20 protein-coding genes and 1 rRNA gene are annotated in these 20,183 nt (G+C 53.4%); 1 reads left to right on the top strand and 20 read right to left on the bottom strand.

Annotation, left to right across the window (positions count from 1 at the left end):
- Nucleotides 1-2: 2 nt before the first annotated feature.
- The 7 genes from ACH6EH_RS17290 to ACH6EH_RS17260 form a co-directional block, all read right to left on the bottom strand.
- Entirely contained in the window at nt 3-446 is a 444-nt protein-coding gene (locus ACH6EH_RS17290) for a Mini-ribonuclease 3 (protein WP_397333245.1), read from the bottom strand.
- Nucleotides 443-1,849: a cysteine--tRNA ligase gene (gene cysS / locus ACH6EH_RS17285; RefSeq protein ID WP_138227165.1), complete on the bottom strand. Its 1,407-nt coding sequence runs from the start codon at nt 1,847-1,849 to the stop codon at nt 443-445. The genes ACH6EH_RS17290 and cysS overlap by 4 nt, the downstream gene beginning before the upstream one ends.
- 24 nt (nt 1,850-1,873) lie before the next feature.
- Nucleotides 1,874-2,581: a serine O-acetyltransferase gene (cysE, locus tag ACH6EH_RS17280; RefSeq protein WP_397333244.1), complete on the bottom strand. Its 708-nt coding sequence runs from the start codon at nt 2,579-2,581 to the stop codon at nt 1,874-1,876.
- Between the two features lie 464 nt (nt 2,582-3,045).
- The gene (gene gltX, locus ACH6EH_RS17275; RefSeq protein ID WP_397333243.1) at nt 3,046-4,506 is read right to left on the bottom strand and encodes a glutamate--tRNA ligase; all 1,461 of its coding nucleotides are present in this window, start codon (nt 4,504-4,506) and stop codon (nt 3,046-3,048) included.
- Between the two features lie 59 nt (nt 4,507-4,565).
- Nucleotides 4,566-5,054 (bottom strand): 2-C-methyl-D-erythritol 2,4-cyclodiphosphate synthase, encoded by a 489-nt coding sequence (ispF, locus tag ACH6EH_RS17270; RefSeq protein ID WP_397333242.1) that lies wholly within the window; start codon nt 5,052-5,054, stop codon nt 4,566-4,568.
- Nucleotides 5,051-5,749: a 2-C-methyl-D-erythritol 4-phosphate cytidylyltransferase gene (gene ispD, locus ACH6EH_RS17265; protein WP_397333241.1), complete on the bottom strand. Its 699-nt coding sequence runs from the start codon at nt 5,747-5,749 to the stop codon at nt 5,051-5,053. Before ispD ends, ispF begins: the two co-directional genes overlap by 4 nt.
- Nucleotides 5,750-5,845: 96 nt before the next feature.
- A complete protein-coding gene (locus tag ACH6EH_RS17260; protein WP_397333240.1) occupies nt 5,846-6,934 on the bottom strand; it encodes a PIN/TRAM domain-containing protein in 1,089 nt (362 codons plus the stop codon).
- Nucleotides 6,935-7,204: 270 nt separating this feature from the next.
- Between ACH6EH_RS17260 and ACH6EH_RS17255 the strand changes: the two genes are divergently transcribed.
- Nucleotides 7,205-7,600: a nucleoside triphosphate pyrophosphohydrolase family protein gene (locus tag ACH6EH_RS17255; RefSeq protein ID WP_397333239.1), complete on the top strand. Its 396-nt coding sequence runs from the start codon at nt 7,205-7,207 to the stop codon at nt 7,598-7,600.
- A 128-nt stretch (nt 7,601-7,728) separates the two neighbouring features.
- Here ACH6EH_RS17255 and pssA read toward each other — a convergent pair whose 3' ends face one another.
- From pssA to rrf, 13 genes are all read right to left on the bottom strand, one after another.
- Nucleotides 7,729-8,457, bottom strand: coding sequence for a CDP-diacylglycerol--serine O-phosphatidyltransferase (gene pssA, locus ACH6EH_RS17250; protein WP_138227172.1), 729 nt, complete (start codon nt 8,455-8,457; stop codon nt 7,729-7,731).
- Nucleotides 8,458-8,508: 51 nt separating this feature from the next.
- The gene (gene disA / locus ACH6EH_RS17245; protein ID WP_138227173.1) at nt 8,509-9,585 is read right to left on the bottom strand and encodes a DNA integrity scanning diadenylate cyclase DisA; all 1,077 of its coding nucleotides are present in this window, start codon (nt 9,583-9,585) and stop codon (nt 8,509-8,511) included.
- A gap of 13 nt (nt 9,586-9,598) precedes the next feature.
- On the bottom strand, nt 9,599-10,966 hold the full coding sequence (gene radA / locus ACH6EH_RS17240; protein ID WP_138227174.1) for a DNA repair protein RadA: 1,368 nt from the start codon (nt 10,964-10,966) through the stop codon (nt 9,599-9,601).
- Nucleotides 10,967-11,266: 300 nt separating this feature from the next.
- Nucleotides 11,267-13,714, bottom strand: a complete 2,448-nt coding sequence (clpC, locus tag ACH6EH_RS17235; protein WP_397333238.1) for an ATP-dependent protease ATP-binding subunit ClpC — start codon at nt 13,712-13,714, stop codon at nt 11,267-11,269.
- A gap of 69 nt (nt 13,715-13,783) precedes the next feature.
- Nucleotides 13,784-14,863 carry a protein-arginine kinase McsB gene (gene mcsB / locus ACH6EH_RS17230; protein ID WP_397333237.1) on the bottom strand — a complete coding sequence of 360 codons (1,080 nt, stop codon included), beginning with the start codon at nt 14,861-14,863 and terminating at the stop codon, nt 13,784-13,786.
- A 55-nt stretch (nt 14,864-14,918) separates the two neighbouring features.
- Complete coding sequence (mcsA, locus tag ACH6EH_RS17225; protein WP_138227891.1) at nt 14,919-15,440, bottom strand: protein-arginine kinase activator protein McsA; 522 nt, start codon at nt 15,438-15,440, stop codon at nt 14,919-14,921.
- Between the two features lie 34 nt (nt 15,441-15,474).
- Nucleotides 15,475-15,936: a CtsR family transcriptional regulator gene (locus ACH6EH_RS17220; protein ID WP_138227177.1), complete on the bottom strand. Its 462-nt coding sequence runs from the start codon at nt 15,934-15,936 to the stop codon at nt 15,475-15,477.
- Between the two features lie 381 nt (nt 15,937-16,317).
- Nucleotides 16,318-17,064 (bottom strand): hypothetical protein, encoded by a 747-nt coding sequence (locus ACH6EH_RS17215; RefSeq protein WP_397333236.1) that lies wholly within the window; start codon nt 17,062-17,064, stop codon nt 16,318-16,320.
- Complete coding sequence (locus ACH6EH_RS17210; protein ID WP_397333235.1) at nt 17,061-17,762, bottom strand: ABC transporter ATP-binding protein; 702 nt, start codon at nt 17,760-17,762, stop codon at nt 17,061-17,063. Before ACH6EH_RS17210 ends, ACH6EH_RS17215 begins: the two co-directional genes overlap by 4 nt.
- The gene (locus ACH6EH_RS17205; protein WP_138227180.1) at nt 17,762-18,148 is read right to left on the bottom strand and encodes a GntR family transcriptional regulator; all 387 of its coding nucleotides are present in this window, start codon (nt 18,146-18,148) and stop codon (nt 17,762-17,764) included. Before ACH6EH_RS17205 ends, ACH6EH_RS17210 begins: the two co-directional genes overlap by 1 nt.
- A gap of 58 nt (nt 18,149-18,206) precedes the next feature.
- Nucleotides 18,207-18,965, bottom strand: a complete 759-nt coding sequence (locus ACH6EH_RS17200) for an ABC transporter permease (protein WP_208204493.1) — start codon at nt 18,963-18,965, stop codon at nt 18,207-18,209.
- The gene (locus ACH6EH_RS17195; protein ID WP_397333234.1) at nt 18,958-19,899 is read right to left on the bottom strand and encodes an ABC transporter ATP-binding protein; all 942 of its coding nucleotides are present in this window, start codon (nt 19,897-19,899) and stop codon (nt 18,958-18,960) included. Before ACH6EH_RS17195 ends, ACH6EH_RS17200 begins: the two co-directional genes overlap by 8 nt.
- A gap of 202 nt (nt 19,900-20,101) precedes the next feature.
- Nucleotides 20,102-20,183 (bottom strand): 5S ribosomal RNA (rrf, locus tag ACH6EH_RS20250); the annotation flags it as partial.

The following is a 20,183-nucleotide window of genomic DNA, read 5'->3' as shown; positions in this document are numbered from 1 at the left end:
ACTTATGATTCGACATGATTTTCTTTGTATTCAATACCTTGGCCGATCAGCTCCTGAAGCCTGTCATGCTGATTGGCGTAATACAGATAGCCTACCAGACATTCAAACGCCGTAGCATGCCTGTACTCCAGTACATCGGCATTCTTGGGTACGCTGCCGGACTTGGCATTCCGTCCCTGGCGGACCACATCTCTCTCTTCTTCCGTTAACCGGGGCTCCAGGAAGCCTAGAATCATGCTTTGGGCCCGGGCGGAGACCAGGCTGGTTGCAGCCCGGTGCAAATGATTCGGCCGCAAGCCCGGCTTGGAAATCAAATACTGGCGAACTGCCATCTCATATATAGCATCTCCTATATACGCCAGTACAATCGGCGGTATTAAGCGGAGAGGGCGGGAGGACGGATAAGGAAACCATCCGTCCTGTCCCTGCATAGGACCGCCGCTCATTTACGCCGCCAGCGCATCCCCTGCGCCGTATCCTCCAGCAGGATGCCCCGAGCTGCCAGCAAATCGCGAATTTCATCGGCTCTCGCCCAATTCTTGCTGCTGCGGGCCTCTACACGTTCGCGGATGAGCTGCTCAACCTCTTCATCCAGCAGCTCTTCTGCCGGTGTGTCCACGATGCGAAGCACCCCGTTCATCTCTTCATAGGCAGCCAGCACAAGCTTCAGGTCCTCTGACGGGATGGAGGGCTGCTGCAGCAGCTGATTGGCTTCTGCTGCCCATTGGAACATCGCTGTAATGGCGTCCGGTGTATTGAAGTCATCCTGCATTTTGTGATGGAACTCCGCCAGCACAGCGGCCATACTCTTAGTAACCGTCTCGCTGGGATGTCCATCCGGTGAAGACACAGCCAGCTCCAGACGGTGACGGATGTTGCCGGCTGCATTGCTGATCCGATCAATGCTGCTCTGTGCCTGATCCATCACCTCATCACTGAAATTCAGCGGGTTGCGGTAGTGTGTCGAGAGCATGAAATAGCGAATCGCTTCCTTCGTATATTGATTCCGCAGCTCCCGCACCAGCACACCGTTACCGAGTGATTTCGACATTTTCTCATTGTTGATTCGAATGTAGCCGTTATGCATCCAATAGTTCGCCAGCGGCTTGCCCGTCAAGGCTTCCGACTGAGCCACCTCGCACTCGTGGTGCGGGAACTGGAGATCCTGGCCGCCGCCGTGAATATCCAGCGTATCCCCCAAGTACCGGCGGGCCATGGCCGAGCATTCAATATGCCAGCCCGGGCGGCCGCTTCCCCATGGGCTATCCCAGGAAATTTCACCGGGCTTGGCTGCTTTCCACAGCACGAAGTCTTCCGGATTCTCCTTGCGCCGGTCCACCTCGATCCGGATGCCGAACTGCAGCTCATCCAGGTTCTGCTGAGAGAGCTTTCCATAGTCCTGAAACTTGCGCGTCCGGTAGAATACGTCTCCACCATTCTCATAAGCGAAATCCTTGTCGATCAGCTCCGAGATGAACCCGATGATCGGTTCCATGTTCTCTGTCACCCGCGGGTTCAGCGTTGCCCGCGGAATGCCCAGGCCGTCCAGATCCTCGTAATAAGCAGAAATAAACTTTTCTGCCACTTCCGGCACGGTCGTTCCGGTCTGCTCCGCCTTGCGGATCATTTTGTCATCCACATCGGTAAAGTTAACGAGATAATTCACAGCATAGCCCTGCTGCTCCAAATAACCGCGCACCACATCAAAAAAGATCATCGGGCGCGCATTGCCGATATGAATATAGTCGTATACGGTCGGGCCGCACACATACATGCTGACCTTGCCAGGTTCATTGGACTGAAAAGCTTCCTTCTTGCGGGTTAGTGTATTATACAGGTGAAGTGCCATGGTTAGGGTCACATTCCTTTCGTCCTATCGCTTTTGTAAATCTTTATGCACCGCTGCCTCCAGAGGTTCACGAGCGGGATCACCGGACCCAGACCCCGTCTCCTGACGGCGGCTCAGCTCCTCGCGCAGCTCATCAATTTCCTTTTGCATCGTTCGCAGCATATCCACCACCGGATCCGGCAGCCGGGTATGATCCAGCCGATCCCGCACCCGCTCTCCGTTCTGCTTCACGACCTTGCCCGGGTTGCCCACCACCGTGCTGTTCGCCGGCACCTCCCGAAGCACGACGGCATTGGAGCCGATATTGGAATTATCCCCAATGGAGAAGGAGCCCAGTACCTTGGCGCCAGAGCCGACAACCACGTTGCTGCCAATGGTCGGATGCCGTTTCCCCTTTTCTTTGCCCGTGCCCCCCAGGGTAACTCCCTGATAAATGACAACATCATCGCCGATCTCACAGGTCTCCCCAATCACTACACCCATTCCATGGTCGATAAACAGCCGCTGGCCGATGCGCGCACCAGGGTGAATCTCAATGCCGGTCATAAACCGGCTGATCTGTGAAATGACGCGGGCCACCGTGTACCATCGTCTCTTGAACAACGCATGAGCCACCCGGTGCGCCCACAGAGCATGAAGTCCGGAGTACGTGAATACAACCTCAAACCACCCACGGGCGGCCGGATCGTTCTCGAACACCGTGCGAATATCCGACTTCATCTGCTTGAACATGGGTCCTCCCCCTCTCTCTTTACCACTACCATCCCGCTGTCTGCAAAATATAAAACAAAAAACGCCCCTGCAGCTCTCGCTGCAGAGACGTCGATTACGCGGTTCCACTCTGCTTGAATCCTGACACGCCCTGATCAGCTGCCGTCTTGACAGCCCCAACAAGGGTAAACCCCGGATTCCACTCCAGTCCGTAACGGGGACGACCGGCATTGTCTAACGTAAAAACCGCTTCAACAATGCAGCTCCTAGGCGCATTTCCGCTCTCGGCAGTGGATCGCTTTCAGCCTGGAGGAGTCATGCCTAGCATGACCATCACTCCCGCAATCCTCTCTGTAATCCGCCTTCATTCACGCGTACTTCTCCTGATCATTGCTGTTTCATTATGACTTCGTACCTTGATACTGCTCTATATTCTACTCAAAAGAAGACGCTGTGGCAAGAGGTCTCATTGCCCAGCTGCAAGCCTAGCCCTTGATCTGGGATTCAAGGCGCTCCAGCACCCGATCTCTGCCCAGCAGCCAGATGGTCTGATTCAAATCCCGGCCATGCGTCTGCCCGGTCAATGCTACCCGGATCGGCATGAACAGCTGCTTGCCCTTAAAGCCGGTCTCCTTCTGCACTTCCTTAATCAGGGCAGCGACGTGCTGAGCGGTAAATGTCTCGCTTGCCTCCAGCTTCTGGCGAAGTGCGGACAGCACAGCAGGCACCTGCTCTCCTGCCATAATCTCTGCCGCCTCTTCATCCATTTCCAGATGAGTGCGGAAAAATACGCTGGATAAATCAACAATTTCTGAAGCGGATGTCAGCTGCTCCTGATACAGTGCAACCAAAGCGCGTGCCCATGACTCTTCCTGTGCATCCAGCTCCTGAGGAAGACGGCCGGCCTTCTGGAGGTGAGGAATCGCCAGATTCGCCACCACATCCGGGTCCGCCTGCTTGATATAAGCATTGTTCAGATGCTCCAGCTTCTTCGTATCGAATACAGCCGGGCTCTTGGACAGACGGTTTGCATCAAACATCTCGATCAGCTGCTCCCGGGAGAGGATTTCCTCCTCGCCTTCCGGGGACCAGCCCAGCAGCGCGATGAAGTTGAACAGCGCCTCCGGCAAATAGCCCAGCTGGTCATACTGCTCGATAAACTGGATGACCGACTCATCCCGCTTGCTCAGCTTCTTGTGATGCTCATTCGTAATCAAGGTCATATGACCGAACTGCGGCGGAGTCAGGCCCAGCGCTTCGTAGATCATCAGCTGGCGCGGCGTATTGGAGATATGATCCTCGCCGCGAAGCACGTGGCTGATCTTCATCAGCGAATCATCCAGCGCTACAGCAAAGTTGTACGTAGGGATGCCGTCTTTTTTCACAATGACGAAGTCGCCGGTTTCCTTGCTGTTGAAGGAGATCGTGCCCTTCACCATGTCATCCCAGGTATAAATGCGTTCGTCCGGAACACGGAAGCGAATGCTCGGTACCCGGCCCTCGGCCTCAAAGCCTGCGCGCTGCTCTTCTGTCAAATTCCGGTGCTTACCGGAGTAGCGCGGCGTTTCACCGCGGGCCATCTGCTCCTCCCGCTCCTGCTCCAGCTCTTCCTCTGTGCAGTAGCAGTAGTATGCCAGGCCGCGGTCAAGCAGGTCCTGCCAGTAGGTGCGGTACAGGTCCAGGCGCTCGGTCTGGCGGTAAGGGCCGTAGTCACCGCCTACGTCCACGCTTTCATCCCATTGCACGCCGAGCCATTTCAAATATTTCAGCTGGCTCTCCTCGCCGCCGGCCACGTTGCGCTTCACGTCTGTGTCTTCGATCCGGATAATGAATTTCCCGCCATGCTTGCGGGCAAACAAATAATTAAACAGCGCCGTTCTGGCATTGCCGATATGTAGATGTCCGGTTGGACTCGGCGCATAACGGACGCGGACTTCTTCAGTCATGGATGATTCCTCCGTAGGCATATTCATTTTTTTGGTAAAATATTGAATGATTTCTTTGCTCAAGATGATAGCATATCTGAAACGAGGCAGACAACCGCCTGCGCGGCAATGCCTTCGCCCCGTCCCGTAAAGCCCAGCTGCTCGGTCGTCGTCGCCTTCACATTGACCTGCTCCGGCTCGGCATTCATGGCCTTGGCCATAATTTCGGCCATCTGCGGGATGTACGGCGCCATCTTCGGCTTCTGTGCAATAATGGTACAGTCCGCATTCCCCAGCGAATAGCCCTTCTCCTTGGCCATGCTCCACACCTCTTCCAGCAGCTTCAGACTGTCGGCATCCTTAAAAGCGGGATCAGTGTCCGGAAAATGTCTGCCAATATCGCCCAGACCTAATGCGCCGAGAATCGCATCACTCAAAGCATGCAGCAGCACATCGGCATCGGAATGCCCCAGCAGTCCCTTCTCGTACGGAATATGCACCCCGCCGATAATGCAGGGTCTGCCCTCCGTCAGCTGATGCACATCAAATCCCTGGCCTACGCGAATCATGAATCCGACTCCTCCTTGTTTCGTGTCATCAACGCCGCCAGCACCAGATCATCCGGCGTCGTAATTTTGATATTGCTGTATTTGCCCTCTGTAATCGCCACCGGCAGCCCGAGATGCTCCAGCAGCATTGCATCATCCGTTGCCGCAAAGCCGTCCTGCTGTGCCGTCTCGTGGGCTCGCAGCAAATCAGCAAGACGAAAAGCCTGCGGCGTATGCACAGCCCACAGACTTTGACGGGCCGGTGTGCCCGTAATCAGGCCCTGCCCGTTGACCTGCTTGATCGTATCCTTCACAGGCACGGCCAGCACAGCCGCTCCCTCCCGGATCGCGGTATCCCTGCAGGCTGCGATTTCCTCGTGCGTCACGAAGGGACGTACCCCGTCATGGATCATCACCCATTCACTGTGCAGCTGCAGGATCCCGAGATACACGGACTCCTGACGCTCCCGGCCGCCGGGGACGACAGCCTTGACCTTGTCCAATCCGTACTCCGAGATCCAGTCCTGACAGCGCGGCACATCGTCTTCCCCCGTCACCAGCACGATTTCTTCCATCCATGGCAGGCGGTTAAATATATCCAGGGTCTGGACCACAATTGGCCTGCCGCCAATGTCCAGAAACTGCTTGCTTTCCCGGGTGCCCATTCTTGAACCTTTTCCTGCCGCTACAATCACGGCTCCGAAGCCCGTAAACATATCAAAACCCCTGTTCCAAAATGCCCCGCTTTAGAGAAGCTTGCCTGTCATCCCTGCTGCGGCGCGCAGTATAGGTACATGTTCCATCATACCTGTTTACTGCGCTTTTTCCAACAGTTTCGGTTTCGCAAAAATCATCCGTCCCGCCGAGGTCTGAAGGACACTTGTGACCAGCACCTCCATCATGTTGCCGATATAATCCCGTCCGCCTTCCACGACGATCATCGTCCCGTCATCCAGATAAGCCACGCCCTGACCGTGCTCCTTGCCATCCTTGATGATCTGCACGAGTATTTCCTCGCCTGGCAGCACAACCGGCTTCACCGCATTCGCCAGATCATTGATGTTCAGCACCGACACGCCCTGCAGCTCACATACCTTGTTGAGATTGAAATCGTTGGTTACCACCTTGCCCTGAAGCACCTTTGCCAGCTTGACCAGCTTGCTGTCCACCTCGGAGATGTCTTCAAAGTCTCCTTCATAGATGAGTACCTTGACGTCCAGTTCCTTCTGGATCTTGTTCAAAATATCCAGTCCCCGCCGTCCCCGATTGCGCTTCAGCAGGTCAGATGAATCCGCGATATGCTGCAGCTCCTCCAGCACAAACTCAGGAATGACAATTGTCCCCTCAATAAACCCGGTCTTGCAAATATCAGCGATCCTGCCGTCAATAATGACACTGGTATCCAGAATCTTATGCTCCTCGAACCAGCTCGGCTCCGGTTCGGCACTCTGACTCCAGCGGCCGCTCATCCAGAAGGATGCCAGCTCGTCCTTCTTCTCCAGGCCGATCCGGTAGCCCGCATAGCCTCCCAGCAGCGTCAGGCCGACCTGAAGCAGGCGTCCTCCCTGGCCCATCCAGGCAAGGCCTGGGGAGAGGAGCAGCGACAGCAGCAGGCCTCCCAATAGACCCGCCATACCGGCAGCCAGCTCGTTCATAGGCACTCTTGCGCAGGCAGCAATAACCCCCTGCAGCCTTCCGGCGAATCGGTCGGCCAGAAGCGTGCCGCTCATCCCGAACAGCAGCGCACCCAAGAGAGCAAACACCCCGCTTCCCCCTCCCAGCATGCCTTGGCCAAATACGAGCCCCAGCTCGGGAAACGATGGCTCCAGCCACTCATATAACGAATTTCCGCACCATGCCCCGCACAGTAAGGTGAATACTAAGATAGCTTTTTTTAACATAGGTCCGGCGCACCTCCTTTAACAAAATAGTGTCAACTTATAGCACTCAGTATGGTCAGATTTTCCAATGGATAATCGTATAGAAATGTAAAATTTTATTGGAAGAGGAAAATGCGCGGTCATGTGGCTGACTTTCAGGGCATATCAGGGCATGACGGAGAGAATCCCCGGTTCAAGCCGTTTCCCGGCAAGCTGGCCAGGTTGAATCCCTAGATGGGGTGGACTATAATGAATGCAACTATATCAACAAATCGAGGTGGATGTTAAACGATGAACGCTCCTAATTTACAGGCCTTTCAGGATCAGGTCTCCGAATTGCTGCTCCGCCACCGCAGTCTGCTGGACGTCCTCTCCAAGAATGGCCAAAGCAGTGCTTCCGTTAACCGGGCTGTCACCAAAGCGATCACGGAATGCGGATGTATTGAGCTGCATGCCACCAAACAAAGCTTTGACGCCGGGACGGATCTTGAATCGGCCAGAGCGCATGCCGGCACTCATATCGAGGGAAGCTTGTGCGAGAATTGCCGGGAGGCTGTAAGCTCTGAGCTGGGGCGCAATTTGTTTTATATGTCTGCTATGGCCAACCTGCTCGATATTCAGCTGGAGGATGTACTCAACAAGGAATCCAAGAAATGCTCGACGCTGGGATTGTTCAATTTATCGTAAAGATGTTCTAAGCAAAAAAAAGCATTTATTTCTCTGCCCTTACGTTCAAGGACAGGAAATAAATGCTTTTTATTCGTGGATATGTCGGTATGGATCCGAGTAAACGCTATACATGGTCACAGATGGCATTACCGGTCCGAAGAACGATACGCCTCTTCCTCAGAATTCCGCTTCATACGGCGGCCGCGAATGAGACGCTGCACACTCTGCTTCAGGCCAAAGCCTGCATACAGCACCAAGGGTACAAAGATCAGCATAGAGGTCTGCTCCGGGAAGAACACCGCTACAGCAACCGCAGCAATAACGACCAGCGGCGTAAACTTGATCGCCTTCTTCGGAAGGCCGATCTTCTTGAAGTTCGGGTATTTCACACGGCTAATCATCAGATAAGAGAGCAGCAGCATGGCAATCATCATATAGGGCGCTGAAATTTCTTCGTGGAACAGAGCCAGTGTAGCCAGTACACCGCCCGCCGCCGGAATCGGCAGCCCGATGAAATATCCCGGAATACCCGGGCGGACATTGAATCGTGCCAGTCGGAGCGCTCCGCACATCGGAAAGACCGCGGTTACAGTCCAGGCCAGCGCACTGTTCATATCCATAAAAGCTACGGAATACATAATGAGCGCCGGTGCTACGCCAAACGATACGATGTCAGACAGGGAATCCAGCTCTTTGCCAAAATCACTCTGCGCATTGAGGGCGCGAGCCACTCTGCCATCCAGTCCGTCAAGCAGCATAGCGACGATAATCATAATAGCCGCTGTGCTGGTGTTACCGTTTACCGCAAGAATTATGCCAATCATTCCGAGAAACAGATTACCTAAAGTAAACATGTTCGGAATTGATTTCGTCATGGGTTGTTCACCTCGTTAGATTTTACATCACGTTAATAGATTGTATGATATTTACATTTGTCTGTCAATAAATACTTGATCCTGCAGACGCTTCAGACCTTCTTTAATCGTGCGCGCCCGCACCTCTCCGATGCCGTCCACTTCATCGAGCTCATCAATGCTCGCCGCCATGATGCTCGGCAAATCCTCAAACGTATCCACCAGATTACGAATAATGACATTCGGCAGCCGCGGGATTTTATTCAGGATGCGGTAGCCGCGGGGAAGCACTTCCTCATCGGCGGTAGCTGTGGAGGAGGGATAGCCCAACAGCCGAAGAATGAGATTAATATCGAGAAGCTCCTCGTCATCCAGCCGCTTCAGCGCATGAATAATCTCTCTGACGTTCTCCTCGCTGTACTCCTTGGCATAATCGGCATACAGGAACCAGGCTTCCTCTTCAATGTTGCTGACGAGCTCTTCCATCTGCATACTGATCAAACGGCCTTCGTTACCCAATTCATTGATATACCGTTTGATCTCCTTCTTAATCCTTAACACCATTTCGACCCGCTGAATAACATTTACGACCTCATGAATCGTCACCAGCTCTTCAAATTCCGAGGCGGACAGGTTCGTCAGCGACTGGTTCAGCACCACCCGGTAACGCTCCAGTGTCTGAATAGCCTGATTCGCTTTGGTCAGGATGACGCCAATTTCCTTCAGAGAATAACGGATCGAGCCCTGATAGAGCGTAATAATGTTCCGGCGCTGGGAGATGGACACCACCAGCTTCCCGGTCTGCTTCGCCACCCGTTCTGCAGTACGGTGCCGAATTCCGGTTTCGATGGAGGAGATCGAGGAGTCCGGAATGAGCTGGGTATTGGCATACAGTATCCGCCTTAAATCCTCACTCAGAATAATCGCACCGTCCATTTTGGCCAGCTCATACAAGTAGTTCGGCGAGAAGTCACAATTGATGGAGAAGCCGCCGTCTACAACCTCCATCACCTCTGGACTGTAGCCGACCACGAGCAGGGCCCCGGTTTTGGCGCGCAGCACGTTCTCCAGTCCGTCACGGAAAGCTGTCCCCGGTGCCACCAGCTTCAGCAGTTCATTCATTTTGTCCAGTTGAACCGATTCTTTCACCTTAGTATGCCCCCTAATTTAACGCAACCGCTAACGCATCTGCTACCGTATTAACTCCAATAATTTCTATGCCCTTGGGATGCTTCCATCCCTTCAAGCTCTTCTCGGGCAGGATAACCCGTTTAAAGCCCAGCTTCTGCGCTTCCTTCACCCGCTGCTCCGCACGGGACACTGCCCGCACTTCACCGGTCAGGCCGACTTCTCCGAAGATGACGTCATACGGCTTCGTCGGTACATCGCGGAAGCTGGATGCAATGCTGACTGCGATCGCAAGATCCACAGCCGGCTCATCCAGCTTCACGCCCCCGGCTACATTCAGGTAAGCGTCCTGATTCTGCAGGAACATGCCCATCCGTTTCTCCAGCACCGCAATAATGAGATTCATCCGGTGATGATCTACCCCGGTGCCCATCCGCCTTGGAGACGGAAAATGAGTCGATGAGATCAAAGCCTGCAGCTCCACAAGTACGGGCCGTGTGCCTTCCATGCTCGCTACCACCGTAGAGCCGGCTACCCCCAGCGGACGCTCGGAGAGAAACAGCTCGGATGGATTGCCAACCTCCCGCAGCCCCTCCTCACCCATTTCAAAAATCCCCATCTCGTTCGTGGAGCCGAAGCGGTTCTTCACGGCGCGCAGCAGCCGGTACGTATGATGGCGTTCCCCTTCAAAATAAAGCACGCAATCCACCATATGCTCCAGCATCCGCGGTCCCGCGATGGCCCCTTCCTTCGTCACGTGGCCCACGAGCACTGTAGCGATGCCCTTAACCTTCGCAATCCGCATAAACCGGGCGGTGCATTCCCGCACCTGCGATACACTTCCCGGCGCACTTGAAATATCCGGCTGATACACCGTCTGAATGGAGTCAATAACCACAAACTGCGGCTGCACGCTTTCAATCGCTTCCTCCACACTCTCCAGATTTGTCTCGCAAAGCACAAACAGCTCCGGGGACAAGGCCCCTAGGCGGTCAGCACGAAGCTTGGTCTGGCGAACCGATTCCTCTCCCGAGATATACAGCACCCGCAGCCCGCGGTTAGCCAGCTGATTCGAGGTTTGGAGAAGCAGGGTTGATTTGCCGATGCCCGGATCACCGCCGACAAGCACAAGTGAACCCGGGACGAGTCCGCCGCCGAGTACTCTGTTCAGCTCTATAATGCCGGTCTCGATCCGGGGCTCCTTGCCGCTCTCCACATTCAGGATGGATACGGGCTTCTCTTTACTATGAAATACGGGCGAATTCATGCCCTGTGTCTTGATTACCGTCTCGGTTTCTTCCACCATGGAGTTCCAGGCCTGACAGCCTGGGCATTTGCCGTACCATTTCGGCGATTCATAGCCGCAGTCGGTACAATAAAACTTGGTTTTGGATTTAGCCATGTTCTCTCCTTTATGATGACCATCCTTTACAAAAAACCATAAGTCTTTTGCGAATTAGGCATTACTCAAAGTTTACCATTGATCACAAACCAACGTAAAGGCAAATCGGGAATCCTCTCCTTGATTATCGGTCTGTTTTTCCTAAAGCCTTACTGTATATACAAAAAAAGCAGGCCCTCGCGCATCATGCATCGGCCTGCTTCTTCAATCGTGATCACAGCAGAGGAGCATGCTGCCGGCTGTCGCCGGCAACTCTTGCTCTCCTGCCTGATGAGATCCTATATCTTATTATGGCTTGGGTTACTCCTGCTGCGCCGGGGCAGCCTGCGTTTTGGTTACGGTCAACGCGCCTTCGCTCTCGTCGATCAGCAGATGATCTCCTTTGGAGATATTACCCTTCAGCAGTTCCTCGGACAAACGATCCTCTATATGCTTCTGAATCGCTCTGCGGAGCGGACGGGCACCGAATGCCGGATCATAGCCTTCCTTCGCCAGGAATGCCTTCGCTTGATCGGTCAGCTCGAACTCCACATTGAAGTCACGCAGCCGCTTCTTCAGCTCATCCGACATCAGCATCACGATCTCGCCGATGTGCTTCTCTTCCAGGGAGTGGAACACGATGATTTCATCAATCCGGTTCAGGAATTCAGGACGGAAGCTCTTCTTCAGCTCATCCATGACCTTGCCCTTCATGTTGTTATAATCATGGCCCGCATCCAGCGATGCCGTGAAGCCGAGGGTAGAGTTACGCTTGATCGCTTCCGCTCCAACGTTAGAGGTCAGAATGATCAGCGTGTTGCGGAAGTCAACAACCCGGCCCTTGGAATCGGTCAAGCGTCCATCCTCCAGCACTTGCAGCAGGATGTTAAACACTTCCGGATGAGCCTTCTCAATCTCATCCAGCAGGACGACGGAATAAGGCTTGCGGCGAACCTTCTCGGTCAGCTGACCGCCCTCATCATAGCCGACATATCCTGGAGGCGCTCCAACGAGCCTCGAAGTCGAGTGCTTCTCCATATACTCAGACATGTCGATCCGCACCACGGCGTTCTCATCGCCGAACATGGCTTCTGCCAATGCACGGGCAAGCTCAGTCTTACCTACACCGGTTGGACCGAGGAAGATGAAGGAGCCCATTGGGCGCTTCGGATCCTTCAGGCCAGCGCGGGAGCGGCGTACGGCACGGCTGACTGCCTTGACGGCTTCCTCCTGGCCAATGACCCGGCTGTGAAGCAGCTGCTCCATGTTCAGCAGGCGCTCGGTCTCTTCTTCCTTCAGCTTGTTCACAGGAATACCGGTCCAGATGGCTACCACATCCGCAATATCCTCCGGAGTTACCTCGGAATCTGTACGTCCCTGCTTCTCTTTCCACTGGTTCTTCGTCACTTCCAGCTCTTCACGCAGCTTCTGCTCCGTATCGCGGAGCGCCGCAGCCTTCTCAAACTCCTGGCTCTGTACAGCAGCATCCTTCTCCTTACGGATATCCTCCAGACGAGATTCCTGATCCTTCAGGTTTGGCGGAATAGTGTACGTATGCAGCCTTACCTTCGAGCCTGCTTCATCAATCAGATCGATCGCTTTATCTGGCAGGAAGCGGTCTGTAATATAACGGTCGGACAAGCGTACCGCCTGTTCAATCGCTTCATCGGTAATTTTGACACGGTGATGCGCCTCATACCGGTCACGCAGACCGTACAGAATCTGGATGGCTTCTTCCGGAGACGGCTGATCCACCGTAATCGGCTGGAAGCGGCGCTCCAGTGCAGCATCCTTCTCGATGTACTTGCGGTACTCATCCAGGGTAGTTGCCCCGATGCACTGCAGCTCGCCCCGAGCCAGAGAAGGCTTCAGAATGTTGGAGGCATCAATAGCTCCTTCTGCGCCGCCCGCACCAATCAGCGTATGCAATTCGTCGATAAACAGAACAATGTTGCCTGCTTGGCGAATCTCGTCCATGATTTTCTTCAGGCGGTCCTCGAACTCACCGCGATATTTCGTACCGGCCACCACGGAGCCCATATCGAGCGTCATCACTCGCTTGTCACGCAGCGTTTCCGGAATTTCATTATTAATAATTTTCTGGGCCAGGCCTTCAGCGATTGCCGTCTTACCTACCCCTGGCTCACCAATCAGCACCGGATTGTTCTTCGTCCGGCGGCTCAGCACCTGAATAACGCGCTCAATTTCCTTGCTGCGCCCGATTACCGGGTCCAGATTGCCTTCCTTCGCAATCGCTGTCAGGTCACGCGCTAGGCTGTCCAGCGTTGGCGTATTTACATTTTGCGGCTGGCCGTGATGGCTCGAAACCGCTTCGCTGCTGCCAAGCAGCTGCAGCACCTGCTGACGCGCTTTGTTCAGGCTGATGCCCAGATTGTTCAGCACCCGTGCAGCCACACCTTCGCCTTCGCGAATGAGTCCCAGCAGAATATGCTCGGTGCCCACATACGTGTGGCCCAGCTTCCGCGCCTCGTCCATCGAGAGCTCAATGACCTTCTTCGCTCTTGGGGTGTAGGCAATATTCGTCGGCTGTTCCTGACCGCGTCCGATCAAGGTCTCTACCTCATCCTGAATCTTCTCCAGACCCAGTCCAAGACCGATCAATGCTTTGGCGGCAATACCGTCGCCTTCCCGGATTAATCCGAGCAAAATATGTTCTGTACCGATATTATTATGGCCAAGCCGTACTGCTTCTTCCTGAGCCAGTGCGAGCACCTTCTGTGCACGTTCCGTAAATCTGCCAAACATCATAAGTATTGCACCTCCATGATTGATGGTTGTATTGATTTTAAACGCAGCGCCGTCATTTTGCAAAATGGTTTAGCAAGGCTCCTGCTGCTGCCCGCTTAGCGTCTGCCGAATCAGCTTCGCCCGGCAAGAGTCCCGGTCGCCCGGATGGATGCTCTCCCCGAATTTCTTTTGCAGAAATCCGGGCTGGGTCATCACGTTCAGCTCATTCATCACGGAGCTGGACGGACCGTCCAGCAGACCCAAATCCACGCCAAGACGAACGTCGGACAGGCGCTGCGCAGCTTCCTTAGACTCCATCACAGCTGCATAGGACAAAATGCCATATGATCTCATAACCCGGTCCGTTATCCGCAGCCGGGAGTCGTTCAGCAGCTTCGCGCGCGCATTTTTCTCATGTTCGATAATTTGCAGCACGACGCTGTGCAGGTTATCTATAATTTCATGCTCGGTCTGTCCGAGCGTAATTTGATTCGATATTTGAAAAAGATTGCCGAGTGCTTCACTGCCCTCGCCATACATTCCGCGCACCGTCAAGCCAACCTGGGATACCGCCGACAGAATCCGATTAATCTGCTGGGTCATGACCAGCGCGGGCAGATGCATCATAACTGACGCTCGAAGGCCGGTGCCGACATTGGTAGGGCAGCTCGTCATATAGCCGCGCTTGTCGTCAAACGCATAATCGAGCTTCTCTTCAAATGCATCATCAAGCTCTGTGGCCTTCTCCCAAGCCTCCATGACCTGAAAGCCAGGATACAGGCACTGGATGCGTAAATGATCCTCTTCATTAATCATAATACTGATAGATTCATCGTCGTTTAACACGACTGCCCCGTTTCTCGACTCATTGGCAAGGTTCGGGCTGATCAGATGCTTCTCAACAAGCACCTTTTTATCCAGGTCGTCCAGCTCATCCAGATGGATGATGTGAAAGCCAGGAGTCCCCTCTTCGCACAGCCCTTCCTGGATCACCCCGGTCAGGATGCTCAGCACCTCACCGGACTGCTGGTTGGTCGCTAGCAGCGGGAACGGAAGCTGACGCAGATTGCGTGCTACCCGCACCCGGGTACTGATGACAATATCAGAATCCTGACCGCTTCCGCGCATCCACTCGCTGAGTGCGTGTTCGGTGAACCGGAGATTCGACATCACGCATTCCTCCTACTAAAATAAATGCAGCTTGTAAGCAAAGAAACCGACTAAACTACGGGGTCAGCCCCTTCTCTAACTCCCGGATCTGGTCGCGGATTTGCGCGGCCGTTTCGAATTCTTCCTGAACGATGTGTTCATGCAGCTCTTTTTTCAGCTCGGCAATCTTTCGCTTCGTCTGAATGCGTCCACCGCTTCGCTTCGGCACCTTGCCGACATGCGTGGTGCTGCCGTGCACCCTTTTGAACAAGGGATCCAGGCGATCCGAGAAATAGCTGTAGCAGGAGCTGCAGCCGAAGCGGCCCAGCTTGCTGAACTGGGTATAGGTCATCCCGCATTCCTCACACCTTGGAACCTGAGGTGCTTTGGCGCCGGACAGCTGCCCTTTACCCGATGGATCCAGATCCAGCAGGCCGGAGAGCAGGCTGTGGATCGAGAAGCCATTCGCCGTTCCGGGGATCATCTCCCCCTTCTCCCTCGCACAGGTCTCGCAAAAATGGAATTCCGTCTTCTCGCCATTCACAATCTTCGTAAAATGAAGCGTCGCCGGACGGATTCCGCATTCCTGGCACACCATACTCATTCACTCTCCCCTCTACAATAGACCGTGTTTACTTGCCCAGCAGCGACAGCAGCATCGCCTTCATGACCCGGGAACGGAGCTCATCGCGATAAGGAAGCTTCAGATTCAGACACTCCCTGGATATCGCACCCCGCATCAGACAGGCCTCCCGCTTGCTCAGAAATCCGGATTCCTCCAGCTGGTAGATCAGCCCTTCCGCTGCAGTCTGGTCTATATGGCTGCCGATACTGTGATGTAGATGATGGTGCAGCTCCGTATGCTGAGGCAGCTCGATCCGCTGAATGCGAATGTAGCCGCCGCCGCCTCGCTTGCTCTCCACCAAATACCCTTTCTCCAAGGTGAAACGGGTCTGGATGACATAATTAATCTGGGAAGGGACGCACGAAAATTGCTCGGCTAGATCATTCCGCTGAATTTCAATCGTGCCTTCCTTACTGTCCTGTAGACTGCCCTTTAAATATTGTTCGATAATATCCGAGATATTACGCATGTTGTTCATCCTCCACTGATTGAAACGCTAAGCCGTCTTCATCTTACACGTGTCGCACAGAGTCTTGCTCCTGGTTATGTTTAACCACCTGCAAACCATTAGAATCCCTTTTCGCTGACTTTGACTTTCTTTGACTTTGATAATATTATAGCATATTTTTATGATTTGCCAAGAGCTCCGTTATCATTTTTAACCGGGCTGTTGGAGAATATTCATGCCGCTTCAAAATTCACCCCGGCCAGCCTTGCCTCACCCTTTATCCTGCCAAAAAAGCCCCTGCCGTACAGCGGCAGCATCTGCTGCCCTTGCACGGCATAGGGGATCGGGAATCCGGGCGCTGCCGGAACTGTTATGATCGTATTCTCTAACACCAACCACGCTTTAGCTTACTTCTACTTTACGCTCAATCAGCTTCTTCGTGACATACACAAGAACGGCTACCACGATCAGCTCCAGAAGCAGCGGTCCCCAGGGGATTTCCGTGATGGGTCTAACCGGGGAGGCTGCAGACTCCTGAACACCGATTTGGAGCACAAAGATTTTGTTCGTCCAGGCGTTCGGTTCCCCTTCAATCCGGTCACCCAGCCAGGAAACGACGCTTGGAATCGCAATGGACAGCGCAATCCCGAGCCACAGGCCTCCTTTTGCAGAAAACACTCTTGCTACCGTTACACAGAAGAGCACCGTAACCACAAAGGAAGTAAATTGCCACAAAAGTGCAAGAATCATCAAAGTCCAATCCAGCCAGTGTAACACGCCAACCTGCATGAGTGCCTGCCAATTCTCACTCCAGAGCACCAGAACATGAGCACTTATCAGCAGCACAATAAAGATCAGCGCCATCCAGGACTGCACAACGGTAGAGATCATTCCGGAGGATACCGGGACCGGAAGCAGGCGCCGGCTGTAAGAGCGGATATTATGGTCAAATGTCTTAAACACAATGATTTGCAGGATGACCCCCGTCATGGCATAGGCCACCATGCTAAGAACCAATGTCACTTCATCCTTCCAGTACCCCAGACTATTCAGCGTAAGCATGACGCCCTGCAGAAGAACCAGCACCGTGATCAGAGCCAGCACCGCTCTTCCATTCCGTTTCCAGTCATATTTCAGTAGCCTAATCATTCCGCAAACACCTCTTTAAACATCTCGTCAACACTTTTGCCATGCTTTAAGCGCAGCTGCTCAACTTCCTCATGCATGACCATTTCACCGTCCCGGATAAAGACAATCTCATCAAAAATACGCTCAATATCCCGCACCAAATGCGTAGATATGATAATGCTGCTGTCCTCATGATAAAACTCCACAATGGCATCCAAAATCTTGCCTCGCGCTACCGGATCTACGCCGCCAATCGGCTCGTCAAGCAAGTACAGAGCAGCATTGCGGGACAGCGCAAGCGTCAGCTGAAGCCGCTCGTTCATGCCCTTAGACAGAGCACTGATCTTGTCCTCCTGCTTCAGATTCATAAACTCCAGCATATGTGTCGCTTTCTCCATATTAAAATCCGCGTAGAAATCACGGTAAAACATCAGCGCGTCCTTCACCTTCATCCATGATTCTGTCAGCGGACGGTCTGGCATGAACGAGACCATACTTTTTGTCTTCGGTCCCGCAGGAAGCCCCTGAACCTCCACACTTCCGGAGGAAGGAGAGAGCAGCCCTGCGGTCATTTTCATCAGGGTGCTTTTGCCGCTTCCGTTACTTCCCAGCAGTCCGATAATTTTTCCGCTTCCGACCGTCAAGGAAATGTCTTGCAGCGCAGTCTTGCGGCCATATTGCTTGGAAGCTCCTTTGAATACAAGCAGATTCTCTACCATTAGCTCTTCCTCCCGTTGAATTCTCCGGTTCTGAACGCGTCCGAGACGATGGACAGAATATCCTGCTCCTGAAATCCGAGCTCTTTCATTTCTGTAATAAAATGCTGAATCAGATCTCCAGCCATTTCTTTTTTAATGCTCATGATTTTGGATTCCTCACTTGTGACATACCGGCCGAGCCCCCGCTTGGTCTCCACGATCTCTTCACGCTCCAGTTCCTGAAAGGTACGCTGTACGGTGTTGGGATTGATTTGCAACAAGGAGGCAAGCTCACGCACAGACGGGATTTTGTCTCCCGACTGAAGCTTGCCGGTAATGATCTCTTTTTTGATGTAATTCATGATCTGAATATATATGGGCAGGTTGTTGTCAAATTCTATACTCACTAGGGTCTTCTCCTTTCAGCCGCTTGGGTAAGGGCTGCAACCGTCCTGGCTTTACCGCTTATGCAACATCACGCTTGTGAAACGTCCAGAAGCCGACCGCCAGAAACAGCAGCAGATATACGGCCAGCAAGGAGGCCGAGAAGGTTAGTGACATTCCCGGAAGAGGCCCTGTTCCTCCATCCCTGTATATGGACAAATCTACGTTCACGAACGGCAGATATTTATACCAATTGTATCGGGTTAATAGCTGGTTTGCCAGACCCTGTGCCACAATCAGGAACATGCCGATGCCGATGGCTGCGCCGGTGGAGCGGGTCACAATGCTGACGACAAAGGTAATCGTTACAAACAGGAGAGTGTACACCAGACTGTAGAGCGTACTCCACAGCAAATCTATGAAGGTCATATTTCCACCCGATGCTTCAAAAAAGAGCGCTCCCGCCGCCAACCCTGCTGCCAGCGTGAAAGCAGCCAGCGTCACAAGATACATCAAAATTGCTGTATACTTGGAGGCCAGGATCTTGCTGCGGCTTTGTGCACGGACAAGCAGCAGCTTAATGGTTCCGAAGCTGAATTCCATCGACACCAGACCCGCTGTAGATACGATCGCCAGCAAAGTCATCATCTGTCCCATTCCTTGGGTGCTTACGGCCAGTTGGGCAAATTCCAATGTCGTACTAGAGCCGGAGGCAAATGAATCGATCAGGTATGCGATGCCAAAAGCCATGGCTGCCAGCAGAGCATACGGGAGAACAAAGCTTTTCTTTTTAAACATCTTCAGCCATTCGTTGATGGTCAGCTTTACAAAGCTACGCAATACGGCCGCCTCCCGTCCATTTTAAAAATTCTTCTTCCAGCGTTTCCTTCACTTCGGTGATCCGGTAGAGAAGGATCTTATGCTCTACCAGCCGCTGTACCATGACAGGGATGGAGTCGTCTTTCAGCCTCAGGATCAGCTCCGGCTGGTCTGTAGGCTGATTCAGCACCGTAACCTCCTGCATGCTCCGAATGACCTCCAGGGCAGCGTCAGCCTGATTTACACGAATGCACACTGTGACCCAGCCCTCCTGATTCTGCCCCTGGCCCATGACCCGTTCTGTCACCAGCCTGCCTTCTTGAATAACGACCACACGGCTGCACATCAGCTCAATCTCCGATAAAAGATGGCTTGAAACGAGGACTGCTATCCCTTCTTCTTTGGCAATCTGCTTCAGATAATCTCTCATCTCGCGAATGCCTGCCGGATCAAGGCCATTCGTCGGTTCATCGAGGATCAGGATGGTCGGGTTATGCAGGAGGGCTTGAGCAATACCCAGGCGCTGCCTCATCCCGAGGGAGTAGGAACGAACCTTTTTATGGATGGCATCCTGTAAGCCTACAAGCTGCACGACCTCGTGCAGTCTGGATTCTGCAATCCCTTCACTCATCCGCTGATACTGCTTCAGATTGTCATAGCCGCTCATATAGGGATAAAACTCCGGGTTCTCAATGATACCCCCGATATGGGAAATGGCTTGTGTAAATTCACTGCGGATGCTGTGTCCATGTACCGTGACATCCCCTTTCGAGATCCGGATCAGCCCGACGATCATTCGAATGGTCGTCGTCTTGCCGGCTCCGTTCGGACCGAGAAGACCTACCACCTCGCCGCGGCGGATGTCAAAAGACAGGTTATCGACAATATTGCGATTGCCGATCGTTTTGGTAATTGATTTCGCACTGAGTACCACTTCATTGCTATTTCCGGTCATACTTCCACCCCTTGCTTGTGTTAGTGTTATAGTTAGATAGTACACTAGGATAGCAGGACTGTCAATGGACGATTCGGATGAATTGGGGAATTTTATTGGAGGAAGGATACAGCGTGCAGATTAAAGAAGCTTGCCGCTGCAGGCGCAGATTCAAACGCAAAAAAACCGTTACTGCATTAGCTGCAGTAACGGTTTCTTCTTCGCTTGGCGGCGTCCTACTCTCCCGGGACCCTGCGGTCCAAGTACCATCGGCGCTGGAAGGCTTAACGGTCGTGTTCGGGATG

It is taken from the genome of Paenibacillus sp. JSM ZJ436, from assembly GCF_044383795.1.
In the GTDB taxonomy this organism is placed as follows: Bacteria; Bacillota; Bacilli; order Paenibacillales; family Paenibacillaceae; genus Paenibacillus_AQ; species Paenibacillus_AQ algicola.
The sequence above is the reverse complement of the archived record's forward strand: the minus strand, read 5'-3'. Positions and strand labels throughout refer to the sequence as shown.

Coding starts and splice junctions, on each gene's coding strand:
- pssA (WP_138227172.1), bottom strand. CDS start 8,457: ATGACGAAATCAATTCCGAACATGTTTACTTTAGGTAATCTGTTTCTC.
- ACH6EH_RS17210 (WP_397333235.1), bottom strand. CDS start 17,762: ATGGTAGAGAATCTGCTTGTATTCAAAGGAGCTTCCAAGCAATATGGC.
- ACH6EH_RS17215 (WP_397333236.1), bottom strand. CDS start 17,064: ATGATTAGGCTACTGAAATATGACTGGAAACGGAATGGAAGAGCGGTG.
- ispD (WP_397333241.1), bottom strand. CDS start 5,749: ATGTTTACGGGCTTCGGAGCCGTGATTGTAGCGGCAGGAAAAGGTTCA.
- ACH6EH_RS17195 (WP_397333234.1), bottom strand. CDS start 19,899: ATGACCGGAAATAGCAATGAAGTGGTACTCAGTGCGAAATCAATTACC.
- ACH6EH_RS17220 (WP_138227177.1), bottom strand. CDS start 15,936: ATGCGTAATATCTCGGATATTATCGAACAATATTTAAAGGGCAGTCTA.
- clpC (WP_397333238.1), bottom strand. CDS start 13,714: ATGATGTTTGGCAGATTTACGGAACGTGCACAGAAGGTGCTCGCACTG.
- ACH6EH_RS17260 (WP_397333240.1), bottom strand. CDS start 6,934: ATGTTAAAAAAAGCTATCTTAGTATTCACCTTACTGTGCGGGGCATGG.
- ACH6EH_RS17255 (WP_397333239.1), top strand. CDS start 7,205: ATGAACGCTCCTAATTTACAGGCCTTTCAGGATCAGGTCTCCGAATTG.
- gltX (WP_397333243.1), bottom strand. CDS start 4,506: ATGACTGAAGAAGTCCGCGTCCGTTATGCGCCGAGTCCAACCGGACAT.
- cysS (WP_138227165.1), bottom strand. CDS start 1,849: ATGGCACTTCACCTGTATAATACACTAACCCGCAAGAAGGAAGCTTTT.
- mcsB (WP_397333237.1), bottom strand. CDS start 14,863: ATGTCGAATCTCCGGTTCACCGAACACGCACTCAGCGAGTGGATGCGC.
- radA (WP_138227174.1), bottom strand. CDS start 10,966: ATGGCTAAATCCAAAACCAAGTTTTATTGTACCGACTGCGGCTATGAA.
- ACH6EH_RS17290 (WP_397333245.1), bottom strand. CDS start 446: ATGAGCGGCGGTCCTATGCAGGGACAGGACGGATGGTTTCCTTATCCG.
- mcsA (WP_138227891.1), bottom strand. CDS start 15,440: ATGGTGTGCCAGGAATGCGGAATCCGTCCGGCGACGCTTCATTTTACG.
- ispF (WP_397333242.1), bottom strand. CDS start 5,054: ATGATTCGCGTAGGCCAGGGATTTGATGTGCATCAGCTGACGGAGGGC.
- cysE (WP_397333244.1), bottom strand. CDS start 2,581: ATGTTCAAGCAGATGAAGTCGGATATTCGCACGGTGTTCGAGAACGAT.